The organism is Enterococcus canintestini, from assembly GCF_001885735.1.
Taxonomy (GTDB): domain Bacteria; phylum Bacillota; class Bacilli; order Lactobacillales; family Enterococcaceae; genus Enterococcus_C; species Enterococcus_C canintestini.
This window is the reverse complement of the sequence record NZ_JXKG01000005.1, coordinates 99,081-115,530: the sequence shown is the minus strand read 5'-3', so window position 1 is coordinate 115,530 and position 16,450 is coordinate 99,081. Positions and strand designations below refer to the sequence as shown.

12 protein-coding genes are annotated in these 16,450 nt (G+C 36.5%); 2 read left to right on the top strand and 10 right to left on the bottom strand.

Annotated features, from left to right (window positions below):
• Positions 1-131: 131 nt before the first annotated feature.
• Complete coding sequence (locus tag RU96_RS04970; protein WP_071864433.1) at positions 132-863, bottom strand: WxL domain-containing protein; 732 nt, start codon at positions 861-863, stop codon at positions 132-134.
• A gap of 60 nt (positions 864-923) precedes the next feature.
• A complete protein-coding gene (locus RU96_RS04965; RefSeq protein WP_071864432.1) occupies positions 924-1,883 on the bottom strand; it encodes a WxL protein host-binding domain-containing protein in 960 nt (319 codons plus the stop codon).
• Between the two features lie 247 nt (positions 1,884-2,130).
• Here RU96_RS04965 and RU96_RS04960 point away from each other — a divergent pair, with 247 nt between their 5' ends.
• Positions 2,131-3,069: a DUF916 domain-containing protein gene (locus tag RU96_RS04960; RefSeq protein WP_071864431.1), complete on the top strand. Its 939-nt coding sequence runs from the start codon at positions 2,131-2,133 to the stop codon at positions 3,067-3,069.
• Position 3,070: 1 nt separating this feature from the next.
• Positions 3,071-4,540, top strand: coding sequence for a helix-turn-helix domain-containing protein (locus tag RU96_RS04955; RefSeq protein ID WP_071864430.1), 1,470 nt, complete (start codon positions 3,071-3,073; stop codon positions 4,538-4,540).
• A gap of 69 nt (positions 4,541-4,609) precedes the next feature.
• Here RU96_RS04955 and RU96_RS04950 read toward each other — a convergent pair whose 3' ends face one another.
• The 8 genes from RU96_RS04950 to rny form a co-directional block, all read right to left on the bottom strand.
• On the bottom strand, positions 4,610-5,635 hold the full coding sequence (locus RU96_RS04950; protein ID WP_071864429.1) for a WxLIP family cell surface protein: 1,026 nt from the start codon (positions 5,633-5,635) through the stop codon (positions 4,610-4,612).
• Between the two features lie 32 nt (positions 5,636-5,667).
• On the bottom strand, positions 5,668-6,276 hold the full coding sequence (locus RU96_RS04945) for an alanine and proline-rich secreted protein Apa (RefSeq protein WP_249024148.1): 609 nt from the start codon (positions 6,274-6,276) through the stop codon (positions 5,668-5,670).
• Positions 6,277-6,298: 22 nt separating this feature from the next.
• Positions 6,299-6,865, bottom strand: a complete 567-nt coding sequence (locus tag RU96_RS04940; protein ID WP_071864428.1) for a WxL domain-containing protein — start codon at positions 6,863-6,865, stop codon at positions 6,299-6,301.
• Positions 6,855-7,229, bottom strand: coding sequence for an LPXTG cell wall anchor domain-containing protein (locus tag RU96_RS04935; protein ID WP_071864427.1), 375 nt, complete (start codon positions 7,227-7,229; stop codon positions 6,855-6,857). Before RU96_RS04935 ends, RU96_RS04940 begins: the two co-directional genes overlap by 11 nt.
• An 11-nt stretch (positions 7,230-7,240) precedes the next feature.
• Positions 7,241-11,143 carry a hypothetical protein gene (locus RU96_RS04930; RefSeq protein WP_071864426.1) on the bottom strand — a complete coding sequence of 1,301 codons (3,903 nt, stop codon included), beginning with the start codon at positions 11,141-11,143 and terminating at the stop codon, positions 7,241-7,243.
• Between the two features lie 509 nt (positions 11,144-11,652).
• The gene (locus RU96_RS04925; protein ID WP_071864425.1) at positions 11,653-12,993 is read right to left on the bottom strand and encodes an NAD(P)/FAD-dependent oxidoreductase; all 1,341 of its coding nucleotides are present in this window, start codon (positions 12,991-12,993) and stop codon (positions 11,653-11,655) included.
• A 2-nt stretch (positions 12,994-12,995) separates the two neighbouring features.
• A complete protein-coding gene (locus RU96_RS04920) occupies positions 12,996-14,510 on the bottom strand; it encodes an AcpB/EbpR/MafR family transcriptional regulator (protein ID WP_071864424.1) in 1,515 nt (504 codons plus the stop codon).
• Between the two features lie 238 nt (positions 14,511-14,748).
• Positions 14,749-16,299 (bottom strand): ribonuclease Y, encoded by a 1,551-nt coding sequence (gene rny, locus RU96_RS04915; protein WP_071864456.1) that lies wholly within the window; start codon positions 16,297-16,299, stop codon positions 14,749-14,751.
• Positions 16,300-16,450 lie beyond the last annotated feature (151 nt).

Sequence of the window (16,450 nt, the reverse complement as noted above, 5' to 3'; positions counted from 1 at the left end):
GTTATCAGGGGTGCCCTACAGTTTTCATCACAACAAGTGTCTATCTGATAAAGACCCGAACGCCAAAACGTTCGGGTCTTAATTACATTTTAGTGAATACTGTTATAATCTTCTAGTTATTTGCTTCTATCTTATTTAACAGCAGAAGCATCAAAAGTATTGCCAAGCGTCCATGTAATATCTGCTTGGTAAGTTGTAGCTTTAATATTTGGGTCTTTAGGGATTTCTAGTTCAGTATTCTTTGTATCAACAGCAAAGACGTTTTTCCCACCGCCTTGGCTAGTTTTAGTACCATCAACATTAGTTTTCACAGTTGCATTTAGAAGAAGAGCAGAAGAACCTTGATTTAATGTGATAGAATTAGGTGTAACCTGATTAGTTTTCTCAGCCTCATCTGCATTGGTTACAGCTAACTTAAGAGCAACACCACTCAATCTTGATAGGTTGTCGTTTTTATCACTAGAACTAAAGTTTCCTAGCCCAACACTTAAATTCCAACCAGAATAATCCCCTCTAAAATCAGATACTTGTAATTTAAGATCTTCATCGCCATCTGTAGCAGTATTACCTTTTGACGTTCCATTAGATACTTTTCCACTCTCCAAAGCTAATGTTGCCCCAGTTGTTGCAACATCTTTAACGCTAGTACCGGCAAATTTTAAATCGGGAACTTTATCCAATGTTAATTTACCATTACCGTTATTATTATTATCGTCTTTAGCTGTTACTTCAAACTCAGCTGTTGATACTTTTTGATTATCATTTGTTGCAGCATCATCTGCAGCAAAAACAGAACTACTTCCACCGACAAGTGCCAATAATGCTACGCTAGAAACTGTTAAACCTTTTAAAATATTTTTCATCCTAAATTTTCCCCCTTAATTTACCATTACCTTATTTATGAAAAGAACAGGATTAACCGCTCATGTTCTTTTTTTATTTTGGCGAAGTGCCAAATAAATCACACCAATTAAAACGATTCCCAACAAAACAGCGATGCCAATTAACCAAAGATACGGTATTTGTGTTGTAAGATTGGCTGCTTGATTAGTGGCGTCGACTTCTTTTTTTGAAAGTGTAAATTGTCGATCCAATACAAATTGCTGGTCGCCTACTTTAATCACACCTGATAAGTGATAATTACCAGCTGCTATGGGTTCACCTTGGAGTGAGACGCCTTTTTCAAAAGTGCTATAAGGCGCTAAGTTCACCGCATTTTGCGTCAAATGCCACGTTTTATCCTGCAAATGTAAGAAACTTTCCCGCGTAATTTTGACATCAAAATCGGCAATTTGCTGTTGACCACTTTCATTTGTTGTTTGCACCATAAAAGCCGGCAAATCAGAAATTAACCCCGTTTTAAATTGGGTAATTTTGATAAAATCTTTTTCCCAAGCGCCCTTTGTTCCGGTTATTTGTATTGGGACAGTCGCAACACTTACATTTTCATCTAACACTTGGATTGCGCCAGTGAGCGTACCTTTAAGTTTAGAAGGTGTTTCAATTGCAACATTTAATGTCTGCGTTTTTTCCGCCCCAATTGTAAATGACTGCGCTTTGATAGCTGGCGCTACTTTAAAACTCTGATTGCTCACTTGTGGTGTCTTACTTTGATACACAATTTTGCCACTCGTATCTGTGACAGGATCACTACCACGTAACTGTAATGATTTCTCTGTTTGTGAGAAATTTGTTAAAGACAGCTTGACTTGATGTTTTTTGCCATCCGCTGGCAGAGTTACCGTAGCAGTAGTAATTGGTTGATTGTCTAGTAAAAGCGGTGTTAAAGTTAAACTATCCGTTGCTGCCTGAACAGGCAAAGCCAATGTCGTGAAAAAAAGCACGAGTAACATCCCAATAAAACGGTTGTTCTTTTTTTCCATAGTCTTCACCTCGCCCTTACTGCATTTCAAATTATATTGATTTTAAATGATTAATCAATTTATAAAATGTACATTAAACGAAAGAAAACGATTTATGCTACGTCTGCCATGGGCTGTGCAATTTTTTCAATTTGGATTTCACTTTTTTGCAAAAAGATGGTCTTAAAAAAAATTATTGTTATACTATTGGGGAACTGCTATTACTAAGAAGATAATAAACGCAGTTAAACAAAAGAGGAGGGCCACTGTGAAAAAAATATTTTTGTATCTGAGTTTGTTACTTTTAACGCTTGGAATAACGCTTGGAAGTTTTAGCCCTATCACTTATGCAACAGGGGCCGATTTTAGTGTGGCGCCAATTTTACCTGACAATCAAGTGGGGGATGCCAGCTATTTTGATATTCTTGTGGCACCGGGGAAAACTTATCCATTAAACCTGCAAGTACGTAATCAGAGCGATCAAGTTAAAACCTTACATATCGCGTTAAATCCTGCCCACACCAACCTTTATGGTCAATTGGACTATCAAAACAAAACCGCAAACAAGCTATCTGGGCCAAACTTGCCTGATCTTTTGACCGGCAAAGAAGAGGTGCGCTTGGAGCCAAATGAGACAAAAATTATTACTTATCAACTCACACTCCCTAAAGAAGCATTTTCAGGGGTATTAATTGGCGCATTTGTTATCCAAGACACCACAAAAAAAGCAGAAACTGACGGGATAAAGAATCAATTTGTCTATCAAATTGGTTTAAAAGTCCGCGAAGAAACAGCAAAAGCAAAAGCACAACTGACATTTACGAATTTAAGAATTAAAGACGAACAACTTTATATTGATGTAAAGAATAATTCAGCTGGCGATTTATCCCAAGTTGCATTTAGTGGCACTTTGTCAGGGAAAATGAGTGATCAATTCAGTCAAAAACTAAGTCTGGTTCCTTATAGTAAAGCGACCCTAATCTTGCCTTTTACTAAATTACAGGCAGGAGATTATCAATTAAAGTTAAATGTTGCGACTAGTGAAACTCACTATCAAAAAAATTTCCGCTTAGTAGAACAAGATGGCCAGCTCCACTTAAAAAGTAAAGTTACCCCAATACTTATTGCAAGTTTACTATTAGTAGGTTTATTAATAGGCGGCAGCATTTTTATTTTCTTTTGGCAACGTCAGAAAAAGGAGGCGTAAAATGGTTTTTGAAGAACTGCTTTTTGACAACAGCACTTTAATTAAATTGAAGATTTTCCGTAGTTTGTTACAGCGGCCACCAGGGCAATACACGTATCAAGAAATCGGGGCAGAAACACAATTACGCTATAGTCAGTTAGCAAAAGGCCTGATAGAAATTGAAACAGATTTATCTCATGCCAATGTTTTAACACAATCTTTTTTGAAACCAAATGTTGGTGTCTTAACATCTGCTATTCAGATTACGCCAGATCAATATTTAGAAATGCTTTTAAATGAAAGTATCCCTTATCAATTTTTACTGGCAACATTAATTACACCAGATTTGGGGTTAGATGCCTTTTGCCGCACTAATTTTATCAGCCGCTCCACCTTATCGCGAAAAATGCGCAAGTTTAGTCAGTTTTTAGAAAGTTACAAGCTAAAAATAAACTATCGTAATTTTTGTTTGGAAGGTTCAGAAGATAGAATCAGACTTTTTTATTATTATTTTATTTATCTGTGCCATCATAACTTAAGCTGGCCACTAACAGTGACAAAAGAAGAGGCCCATTTACAAGTGGAAAAATTTGCCGACTTTTTCCCCCAACATGGGCTTTATGTCACCAATATTATGTTGACGATTTTTAGTGCCGTTTCAATCACGAGAATAAAGCAAAAACGTTTTGTTACACCAAACGCGCGGCTGGATTTTTTATTTATAATTAATCCCCATTATGATTTACAACGTTTTCGCGATACTTTTGACTTGGATCAAAAAAATGGGCAAAATGAAGCCCGCTTTATTTATTTTATTTGCAATTTTTTCCCTTTTTATGAAGATCCCAAAGATCCTAATATCACAAAAAGTTTAGCTGCTTTTCAAGCGGTAAGTAACCCCGTTTGGCAATTTGGCGATCGCATTGTTGCTTTTATTACTGATTCGCTACAGCTCCGTTTATCGCCTGAGATAAAAAATTTATTGTTAGCGAATTTGTACAATAGTCTACTGGCTTTTTATATTTTTGATGGTCCATTTCCGAATTTTGTCAGTTTTATTATCCCTAGTAGTCAACACACTGAAATTGAAATAGAACTGCAAAATAAACTTTATCTCTTTTTGAAAGAACAAACGAATTTACCTGAATTTCAGTATTTCAAAAACGCTATTTTGCCACTAGCAAAAGTGATTCGTCAGATCCTCTTTCCCCTTATTTTACGGATCAGAGCGCAAAATCGCTTACGGGTTGCGGTTGCGGCCGAACCAAATTACCTGTTAAATTTTAATTTACTTAATTTTTTAAGAGAGCTAAGCTTTGTGGATACCTTTCTTTATCAACAGGAAGAAGAGTACGATTTGGTGATTTCAACTCTCACAACCCTTCCAACCAAAGCACCCGTTTATTACTGGACCCACGGCACTGGCAACAAAAATTTCCCCCATCTTTACCAAGTGTTAATGCATTATTTTATGCAAAAAAATGGCGTTTAATCGTGTAAAAAATAAAGAGAGTGCTCGGGGGATGAGCGCTCTCTTTATTTGGGGAACAATTTAAGAAAATCAATTGGAAATCATCTGTTGCTCTTTTTTTCGTTTCATTATTAAAAGAATAATGAAAAACAACAGCAACGCTAGTAAGATACCAATGATAATAAATACCCACAAAGGTAATTTATTTTGATTTGTACGATTGATGGTGGCTTGATTGATGGCACTAGCTTCCTGTTTGGTAATCGTAAAATCTTGATCAAATTGCCAACTATTTTTTAAAGCATCCGAGACGGTTAAATGTAGTGTATACTCTCCTGCTACTAGTGGCTCATTATCCCAATCAATCGCAAAATCGTAAACAGAGTTTGGTGCAATCGACATCTCATTATCGTAGTTAATTTTTTTGACTGTCTGATTATCTTTCTTTGCAACGACAGTGCCCACGTATTTCAAATGTCCCATCGCTTCTGCAACAGGATTTTTTAATTTGGCGACAACGCTAGTTTTTTCAAATGAGACGGCAGGCTTAACTGATACTAATTCCAAATTGCGTTTAACTGGTGCATCTGATTCTGTCAAATTAAGCCCAATAACATAACTGTATTGGTTGGTAATGGCATCTTCTTTTTCATCAGTTAGTTTTGTTACTTGAATACCACCTAAAACTTGTCCTTTAAAACTTTCCTTTGGGATGTTCAACGTTAAAGTGAGAAACTCTGTTTTTTTAGCGGCCACTTTTATTTTAGCTGGATACTCGATAACATCTTTTAAAAGAAACGGTACAGAAGAATCTAGTGGCGCATCTGTTTGGGCATAATCAATGAAACCATTGGTATTTGTATAAGCTTGATTCACATGAACGGCATACTCACTTTCTACAGCGGAAGTGTTGTTGACAGCAACTTGGATCTTTTGGCTGGTAGCAGGTTTTACCCTTAAATCAAAATAGCTTTGCGTTTTGTCCACTTGATTTTCCGGTAGCACCGCCTCAATATTAAACCCAACATTTCCTGCTGCTGCCCAGGCATCTTCTTTAAAAATAAAGCCGCTTAGAATCACCAGTACTACACTTAACAAATAACTAATCCGTTTCATCTCTTATTCCCCCATGTTAATATTTTGCTATGTTAGTTAGGACTCACTGTATTAAATAATTGATAGTTAATAAGTCCATTAATTGTATCGCCATCTTTTAAAACACCGTTTGGATCTGTGAAACTAATAGATATATTGTCTACAGTTTTTGTTTTCGTACCAGCAATACCATCAGTATCTGCTGAATTGAAGACTACTCCTGTGGCACCAGTGCCGACAATTTCTTCATCATTTAATTTAAAACTACTTACAGCAAATGTATTCGTATTTAATGATAATTTATTTTCAGCTACGCTCGCTTTAACAGACCATTCGCGATTTGTGCGGTCATTAAACACTTCAATTACCCCATCATCAATTTGACCATCCGTAATGCTATATTTTTCATTTGAAACTGTAGAAGTAAATTTGTAAGCTGAAGGTACTTTATTTAATACTAAGTGAGACTGGTTTGGATCAACTGGCTTCTCGGGATCTTCTGGATCTAGAGGATCTTTAGGATCTGTCGCATCTGTAATTTGCACTTCTGTTGGTGTTGCTTTTTTACTATTTGTAATTTCGTCTGCATGTGCAGGTAATGCAACAGCAATAGTAGCAAGAATGGTTACGGCGCTAAGTGTAATAATTTTAATTGTTTTCATGGTTGTTTCCTCCAAATAATTGTTATTTTTGTTGTGGTACATCTTGTAAAGTAATCGTTTGTGTTGCTTGATATGTTCCAGCTTTAATATTTGCTGGGATAGTTAAGTAAATAGCTTTTTTAGGAATCGTTATTTCATAGCGCGTGGTTGCTTTTTTTGACGTACTATTAAAGGCAACCAGACTCGTTTTAGTCGCTCCTGTTTTAATATGCAGAGGATGAATTGTTGCCAGCTGCTCTTTAGTTAGACTTTGTAATGTACCTTTTCCTAACGTCAGTTCAGCTGCAAAACTATTTGCGCCTTGGTTATAAAAGTCACTTAACTGATAGTAAATTTGCCAAGATTTTTTTGGCGTTTTTCTTTCATCCACAATTTGAATAAGTAGGTCTTTAGTAGCTTGATATTGTTTGTATTTTTTGGAAATAGAATGCTCACCAAAAGCTGGTGCCTGTATTTTGCCTAACCTTAAATTATTTGCTTTTATTTCTACTTGAATGGGCGTGCTTTCACTTGCCGCCTCTGTTACTAGTGGTACTAACAGACAAGTAGCACCTAGCAGGAGTGTTAAAAGAAAATGTTTAATTCTCATCTTCCACATCCTTCCTGCGTTTAAAAAATAGATAAAAAGCAATCAAAAGCACCCACGTCCCAACAAACGAAATTAAAAAGCTGTGTATTTCGTTGGTTTGAGGATAACGCGTATATTTTATCCCCACTTTTTTTCTAATTTCTGTTAGCAGCGTAGACTCTTTGGGATCGCCTCTTTCTTTTGGATCATGATCGTAATCATTGTGAGGCGAACCATTTGTACTAAGATCCTCGCTTTTATCATCGGTTAGCACAATCGGAACATTTTTTTGTACTTGTTGGTTTACTTGTGCATTCCCTTCTAACACGCCAAGTGACAAGAACAAAAACGAAAACCCTAGCAGGATAAGTACTTTCCCTTTCATTTTTTTCACCTCTATTCCGCTGTAAATGTATTGACCAGCGCCCAGTTCACTGTCGGGGCAGTGTCATTTTTGCTTGCATAATTCCCGATTGCAATTCCTTTTTCACTTGTTAATAAGATGCCTTCGTCTTCAGCAAAAGTCTTTTTGGTAATGATTGTATTTTTTTCAATTTCTTGTTCATTTTGACTGTCTGTTCCTGTTAAGATTAACGTGCTTGCACTAGAAAGCTTCTGGCCATTAAAGGTTAGCTCCAGATTATTAACTGGATTAGCAGTCGCATAGAGCGCCCATTTATTTTGTTTTTCTGGTAGCCGTTTATCCGCTACTTTAATTTTCAATTTATTTCCTGCATCGCGTTTAAAAATGGTTCCCGGCAATGCAATAACACGCTTGGTCCATTTTAAAGTGTTAGCATCATCGGTTGTTGTTACATCAAATGTTAAACTTTCATTTACGTAAGTAACTTGAATGATTAATGGTTCATCCGAAACGAGTACATTTTGTTTATCTATCTCTGCGAAAGCTTCAATTACAAGGGTATTATCACCTTCAGTGACAAATGGTTTACCATCCACTATTAAAGGAAGCATCAGTTGCGTCAATCCTTCTTTTGCATCGAATCTGTTTTGTACACCAGTTTGCAGGTTACGAACATAGAACGTCAGTGGGTGACTTTCGCCTTGGCTATCGACTTTATGATAAAAATCAATCTTTGGTAAAAAGCCTAGTGTAGTTGTTGACCGGTTGATTTTTTTATCTGTCAGTTCTGGATTAAAGCCCATTTGAACCGCTATTTTTGTCGCGAGCTCCGCTTGTTTTTCAGCGCTTTTTGTAAGTGTTCCGTATTTGTTTTCAAAAGTAGCAATCGCAAGAATCTGTTTCTTGTCCCCGACTGTTTCTACTTGATCTTTTGTCAACTGCATCGAGAATTGTCCACTTGCATCTGGCGTAACTTGTGCGATTGCATCACCTGTAGACGTGCGTTTAAAGTTAATCACAGTTCGTTCATGAGTCGTTACTTGCCCTGAGACGACATAGCCTTTATCATCGTTTCCCGTTAAATTCAAAGTACTAATGACCGGAGTAATCAGTTTGGAATAAGCAACGGTCGGCTGTTCTTTCAAAATATTTTGTAATTTATAGCCAACACTATTACCGCCAACTTTGTCGTAGGGATCAAATTCTCCAGTAGGATTTTTTATGACTGTTTGATCATTTAACGCAGTTTCAAACCGCTTATCAGCTGCTTTAAGTGCTACTTCCCAACCGTCAATTTGTGGATATGCTACACTAATTTTATTTTGTGCTAGTGTTACAAAACGAGTAAACGGAACTAAAGTAGCCACATATTTTCCACCAACTTCACTTTTATCAATGATTTTCCCAGCATCAGCTTCTGTTTGAAATTCATCTTCTTGACCTGCCACACCTGTAACTTGAAATTTTATTGTGACCGTTTGTTCTTTTGCAGCTTTTTTCACGCCATCGACGTAGGACACGCCACTTAACGGCACTACTTTTCCATCAATTGTCCCTTGTAAAAATTCATCTTGATTTTGTCCTTTTATGATCCGACCACTTTGATCAGATTTTTGATTATATTTAAAACCGTCTACTTCAAAATCGTTGTTTAAATCAATAGCTAATGGCCCGTTTGTAAGATATTCTTCTGTTATCATTGCTTGACTTTGTTTTTGAAAAGAAACTTCTCCAGCTTCAAATGATTTATTCACCTTTACAGTTTCACTGTTATAGCCATATTGATAAGCGTCTTTGACAATTTCAACTAATGTCGGTCTTAAAGGAGTTAGAGCGTTATTGGTAAATTTTTGAGCCTCTGACCAGTCGTAAAGTGTATTTTGATCAAATACTTGTTTGTCTGCGACAGTTAATAGTTTATCAGCTGGCGTTTGATCCAGTTTAGTCACATTTGCGTCCAACTGTTGATGCGATTTCAAATCTGCTGCCACAATGCCTTCTTTTACCCGGGCAAGTCCTGCTTCAAAGAGCCATTTTCTGATGATTTGATAGTCGATAACTTCAATTTTTTCATCTGAAAAAGGCAGTGTCAGATAAAATTTTTGGCTAGCTGCTAATGCTTCAGGATCTTCTGCAGGCCTTGCCTTATAATCTGTTATGGCTTTTGTGATTGCTTCATATTCGCCTTCATAAATGACATATAAGAGTTCCCGCGCTGCTTTCCCACCGTCTGACATAATCCGGTTTTTACCCGCTGCCTCTGTTTTAAAGGCGGTAACATTCGTATTCAAATAAGTAAAAAGATCCGTATTACTCATTTTTTGTTTTTTTATGGCACTTTGAATCGCAATATTGCGCAGTTCTTTCACGTAAGTATTCGTTAAGGAGAACCCCACATCTTTAGCAAGGGCGAGCGTTTCCCCTTTTTTTCGCGTTTGATCTAACTGCCAGCCCTTATTAGTAAACTTGGTTCCGGAAATCAGATTTTTAATATTTTCTTTTTCACCTTCTAACAAAGCATTTACTAAAGCACTTTTAATTGCATCTCTTATTCCTAGATAAATTGTATTTGCGACAGTACTATTAATTGCATCGGCAAAACCCATATAACCTAAAATATCTGAAAGGGATTTACCCCCAATTACCATCGCACCAGCTAATGTATCGTTATCCCCTAAGAAAACACCTGCTTCACCCCCAATAGCTCTTGGGTCTTCTAAAACTTGTTTAATTAATTTGTTTTGCACCGTTGGGATAATTAAACCAATCATCACCAGTAAACTTCTAACCGTTTTAGAAACGGCATCTTGGGTATCAGCATTAATGCCTGGTGTTGGGGTGTACACAAAAACTTGTGTCCCATTTTTATCTAGTGGCGCTTCATTATAGTTTGTCCACAATTCTGTTAACGCCTTAATAAGATTGGCAATATTTCCACCAAAACCTGAACTATCGGTTGAAGGTGGCCGATATGTTGCATTATTAGCGACTAAATCTTGATCGATTTGGGCTTGGGTGGTGATATGTTGCAAAAATTTATTCATTTCCGTTTTAAAATCCACCATCGCAGCCAAGTAACCGTTGCGAAAATCATCATTCCAAATATTACCTATTAATTGATAGTCAGAATCGATCTTAAACCAGTCAGAAAAAACATATTTTTGCGTACTTTTTCGCCAATAGACTTGATCTGGACGCAAAATGCTCGGGTATTGAACTCGATTATAAGCATTTTTCATTCCATCAATAATATCTTGGACATCTGTAACACTATTAATTTTTGCTCTATCCATTAACTTTGCAACTAAAGGCAAATTCCCCGTAAAAATTTTTGCAACAAGCGGAATAATGATGTTTTTATCAGCCTGCGCAGTCATATCATCGTTGAAAAATTGATAGCCTGCTTTATAAGCATCTGATTGATTGCCCGTAGTCGCTAGCTTTGCCGTAATTTCCACAGGAACTTGAATCGCTAATTGCTGAATCAGTGATTTGGCATAATCTGATTGCTCTCCACTGGCCAATTGAATCGTTAACGTGCCATCTTGATAGCGAATTTCTGCAGTTGGCAAATACGCTTTTAGTTTCTCCAATACGTCAGGAGCTAATTCAGCGGAAGTTTTTGTTTTAGTAGTATCACTGCTTTTTGTCGCTGTTTCTTCAGTGGTTTTGGTCGCTTCTTCACTTACCTCCGTTGCCTCTTTTTCTGCCATATCACTAGAAGTAGCACTTTCTGTCAGCTTAGGTGGTTGTTCTGTTTTCTGAGTTGTTTCCAGTGTCGTGTTAGACAAATTATCTTTTGTCTCTTCACTTTTTACCGTTGTCTCTTGGGCATAGCTGACTTTGACAGCAGTCATGAAAAAGATAGGTGCAAGCATTATTACTGTTGCCAGTAGAATAAAAACTTTCCGTAAATTAATAATGTTCTTTTTCATTGCCATCCCCCCTTTTGTCTATTGGTCTACACGCATATAGTAAAACCTTTTCATTTCGAATTCCTGTCAAAAATCGACGCATCAAAATAACTTTGTCAAAGTTTTGTTTTTTTTATTTAAAAAAAGCAAAAAATAAAGAAATTTAAATTTTATTTCAAAAATAAAACACAAAAAAAACAGGATAAAAAATTGGTATACATCAAAACACTTCGTAACAAAAGAAACTGAACTCATCTTCATCTACCGCTCTAATTTTTTATCGTCACAATGCGTGGGTAACAGAAATAGTCAGCTGCAAGAAATAAAAAGGAATTTAAGAAAATAGCTACACCAATTTTTGCAGCTTCTTTAAACAAAAGTTACATTTTAAATCTGTTTATTTATCCACAAAAAAATAGAAGATATGACAAAAGTCTTGTCATATCTTCTATTTCCAAATAAACGGTGTGACAAAAGCAGCTTCTGTCACATCCTTTTTACGAGATAAGTAGCAATATAATCAATGATGTTTAATTGTTTTCAGCTAAGATTTGTAAAGCCAGTTGTTGCACATAATGAAGGGGGGCAGAAAACAACGGATTAAAGAATGCCTCCATTTGACTTAGAGTCAGCGCAGTTTCATCTTTTTCAATAAATTCTGCTAGCAGATTAATAAATTCCAAACGGGGAAACTTACTGATGTACTGGGCGCCAATTAATTTCAGTTCCTTTTCTTCAAAAATGAGTTTTAATAGCGGTCGCTGGGAAAAGTTTTGTTCAAAACCATAGTCTTCAAATTGTTGCGTAACAGCAACCACTTTTTTATTATAATAAGGCGCTTCTTCTTGCGTGATTCCAGTTCGCGATAAGTAAAAAGAACCAAGTTGGGTAACGCTTGTTTTTTTCGTTGGTTTTAGTTTAATCGTATTTTGATACACGATATTTTCAGCGGCGACAATTCCTGTTCGAATTGCATGATTAACCAAAGGCATATAAATTGCTGTATTGGTTCCATGAATCGGTACTTGAATTAAGTCCCCAATAGCATAAATGTCAGCATAATTAGTTTGTAAAAATTCGTTTACAGCAACTGTACCGTCAATGTTAAGCGTCAGAAATTCTTGTACCAAACTCGTATTCGGCCGTGCATTAATCGCCAGTACAACGGCATCATTTTGAATTGTAGCCCCATTTGATAAATTTGTTTCTTCCACTTTGCCATTCACCCCTGTAAAAGACAATGGCGTGGTGTTCAAATGTAGCTGGATATTAGAGGGCAAATCTGCTAGTACCGAAGTGACCATTTCACTATCAAAATAGCGAAACAAAATATTTTCCATTTGTTCTATCAGATGAACCTTTTTGTTTTGCTTACTTAAAGCATACGCCAGTTCCATTCCAATATAGCCCGTACCTACGATGGTAACTTCATGACTTTGTTTTAAAATAGCCAGAGATTTTTGCGTTTGGGTGATATTTTTATAACTTAAAATATTACCAAAATCACTACCTGGCGTCTTTAAAGCAGCTTGGGTGGATCCCATTGCTAAAATTAAAAAATCATAGGCCACATGCTCCGCTACTTCTTTTCCGTATGTATAAAAAACTACTTTTTTTACTGGATCAATCTTAGTGACTTCCGCTAAGCGAACCAAATTAATGCCTTCATCTAATAATGCTTGTGGTGAAATAGCACGACTTTCCTGCAAATCTTGTATTTTATTAGTCAGCATATAATTTAGGCCACTGGAGAAAAAACCAATCGTCTGTGTTTTTTCTAAAAGAACCACATCCATTTCCGGTTGTAGTTTTTTTAACGTTCGTGCTGCCTGAATACCACTATGAGAAGCACCGATTATTATTGTACGCATGATTAACTCCTTACTGTTTGAACTTTTTTTAAGTGCATTTTTTTAATAATTTTACGCAGATAGCGCACCTCCTTTGGTGTTAATACTTCTGAAAATACATACGTCGGCGCTAAATAATTTTGCTTATTAACATCGGAGTTGGTTAATACTAAATCATAATCTGTAGTAGCGTTATACGGTTCTGCGATAATGAGCGGGTCTTGCTTTAATAAATCTACTGATACTTCATAACTCAATTCTTTTAGTAAATCATCCCCATAATAATCAAAACCAATTAAAAAGCGTGGCGTACTGATTTTATCAACATAAGATAATAAACAAAGTAAGCGAAAAATAAGAGCTTGATTTTTCTTCATTTCAGCTTGTTTTAGGATGCGTCGCTGTTTTTTTACATGGCGGTAAATATTCTGTAAAAGCTCATATAACTTATCAACATATTCATCAAAAGGCAAGGATACAATCTCTTGGCCGACATCTTGTAATTTTTCTTCATCAAAATAAACAGAAAAACCGGTAAAAAAAATCTCTGTATAAATAATATTGATTAACGTGTAACGGACCTTCTCTTTGACCTCTTCATCAAGAGCAGCACGATTGAAAATAGAATAAAGATAATCCTCCATTTCCGTTAAAACAGGTTTTACCTTAGGACTTACTACGGTAAATACATCTGCAAAAAAATCAGCTTTTATCGGTAAAATAAACTGGCTCAATAAAAAGAGATACACATATAAAACTTCTTCATCTTGAAAAGGAAGAGCTAAACGCGCTAAAAAGCGGAAATAAATATTTTTCGTTTGCCGATAACTTTCCCGTTCCCTTAAGACCATCAAATGATATTCCACTACACTACTAGGCTGCTTTTCAGGATGATTAATTCGTTTTAAGGTAATCTTTAACCACAAAAATAGTTTTTGATAATCAAAAAAACTAAATTTCAACTCCGTTTGATTTTCAATAATTGTGATTAAATTTTTGATCGTAGGATCTGTATTGTTTTCCACTACGATTGTTAACGGAAAAAAGTACCAAAAAAGATTGAAAAAGAAATAACGAATTTGCAATTCATCTCCTTTTAAAATACCGTTTACAATTTTTAGATCAAATTCTATAAGCACTTCGTTTATTTCTCTAATTCGTCGATAATAGGCCGATTCACTGAGAAATAATTCTTCGATCACGGTAAAAAGATCAAGTTTGCCCCGCTCATATAAACGATATAAAATTTGATAATTTATTGATTCTTTTAAGTAAATAAAATAAACATCACTCGTATTAAAATAAAGTGGTAATCTTAAAACAACCTCTTCACCATTTACTTTATCTAGTGTGATCTGTTCAGATATAGCCATCAAGCGTTGCCTTAAACCCTCTAAGCGATCGTTAAAACGCGGCCGAGTTAACCCCAAATTCTTTCTTATAACTGCAATTTCATGGTGCATATCCCCTTTTAGTAACTCGTTAAAAATCTTTAGCTCCACTTGATCATTTTTGTCCAACAAAGAATAGATATCCATCATTTACCCCCTAACTACCCGCATTAAATATAGCATATTCGACTAAAATAGCGCAGACAGAAAAAACAATTTTACTAGTAGTATCACTAATTTTTACGCTAACAAGATTGATCCACTAAATTATGCTAAAAGTAAAATAAACCGGTAAAAACCATTTGCGCTTATTTTCTATTCCCTATCTTTTTTTCTAGCTAAAAAAAGCCACGCCCGAAATTAACGGGCGCGGCTTTTACAATTTCTATTTTGCGTAATCTGTCGCCCGTGTTTCACGAATAACAGTTACTTTAATGTGACCTGGATAATCCAATTCATCTTCAATTTTCTTACGGATATCGCGGACTAAGCGCACCGCTTCTAAATCAGAGATTTCTTCTGGTTTAACCATCACACGTACTTCACGACCAGCTTGGACTGCGAAGCTTGATTCAACACCTGGGAAGCTATTGGAGATGTTTTCCAAGTTTTCTAGGCGTTTAATGTAGTTTTCTAATGATTCACTGCGAGCACCTGGACGGGCAGCAGATAAAGCATCAGCAGCGGCTACTAAGACAGAGATTACAGAAGTTGCTTCTGTGTCGCCATGGTGTGAAGCGATGGCGTTAATTACAACAGGGTTTTCTTTGTACTTAGCGGCAAGTTCTGCCCCGATTTCCACATGAGAGCCTTCAATTTCATGGTCTAGCGCTTTCCCGATATCGTGAAGCAATCCTGCCCGTTTGGCAAGCTGGACATCTTCACCAAGTTCAGCAGCTAAGATACCTGATAATTTAGCAACTTCAATGGAGTGGTTCAAAACATTTTGACCATAACTGGTACGGAAATGTAAGCGTCCTAAAATCTTAATTAGATCTGGATGCAAGGTGTGTGCGCCCACTTCAAAGGCTGCTTCTTCCCCGTATTCACGGATACGTTCATCCATTTCTTTACGAGATTTCTCCACCATTTCTTCAATCCGGGCTGGATGAATCCGACCATCTTGGATTAGTTTTTCCAATGTCATGCGGGCAATTTCCCGTCTAATTGGATCAAATCCTGACAATACCACTGCTTCTGGTGTGTCATCGATAATCAAATCAATCCCTGTTAACGTCTCTAGCGTACGAATGTTTCGGCCTTCACGACCAATGATTCGTCCTTTCATTTCATCGTTTGGCAATGAAACAACAGAGACCGTCATCTCAGAAACTTGATCTGCAGCACAACGTTGGATGGCAAGGGATAATAAGTTTTTGGCTTTACGATCCGCTTCTTCCTTCGCTCTTTGCTCAGACTCTTTTACCATTAAGGTCAACTCGTGATTCAACTCTTCTTCGGTTGATTTCATGATGATCTCTTTGGCTTCATCACGGGACAAAGCAGCGATTTTTTCTAACTCTTGCTGTTGTCCTTCGATTAATTTTTCGACTTCATTTTCTCGCTCGTCAATTAATTGCTGTTTCGCACTAAGTTTGGTTTCTTTTTCTTCCAGTGAGTTTTCGCGTTTTTCAATTGAGTCGTCTTTGCGATCAAGCAGCTGCTCTCTTTGGAGCAAGCGATTTTCTTGGGTTTTTAATTCAAGTTTGCTTTCCTTCAACTCACTTTCAATTTCTGCACGATACTTCTGATTTTCTTCCTTAGCTTCTAACAAGGCTTCTTTTTTTAGAGTTTCCGCTTCTTTTTGCGCACTAGCTAAAATCCCTTGAGCAGAATTTTGAGCCCCTGCGATCTCTTTTTCGTGACGAGATTTCGCAACGGACAGCCCTAATAAAACACCGACAATTAAACCGATGATAGCGAGGAGAATATACATTAAAGTCAATAGATCCACCTCCGTACTATCCTTATTCAATTATTGTTCGTAGTTTTTTGATAAACTTTAATCTGAAATTATCAATATGCCTACATGCATATGTGTTTTAGACACAACTTTATTCTAATGTTTGTAGTAAGGGCTGTCAACT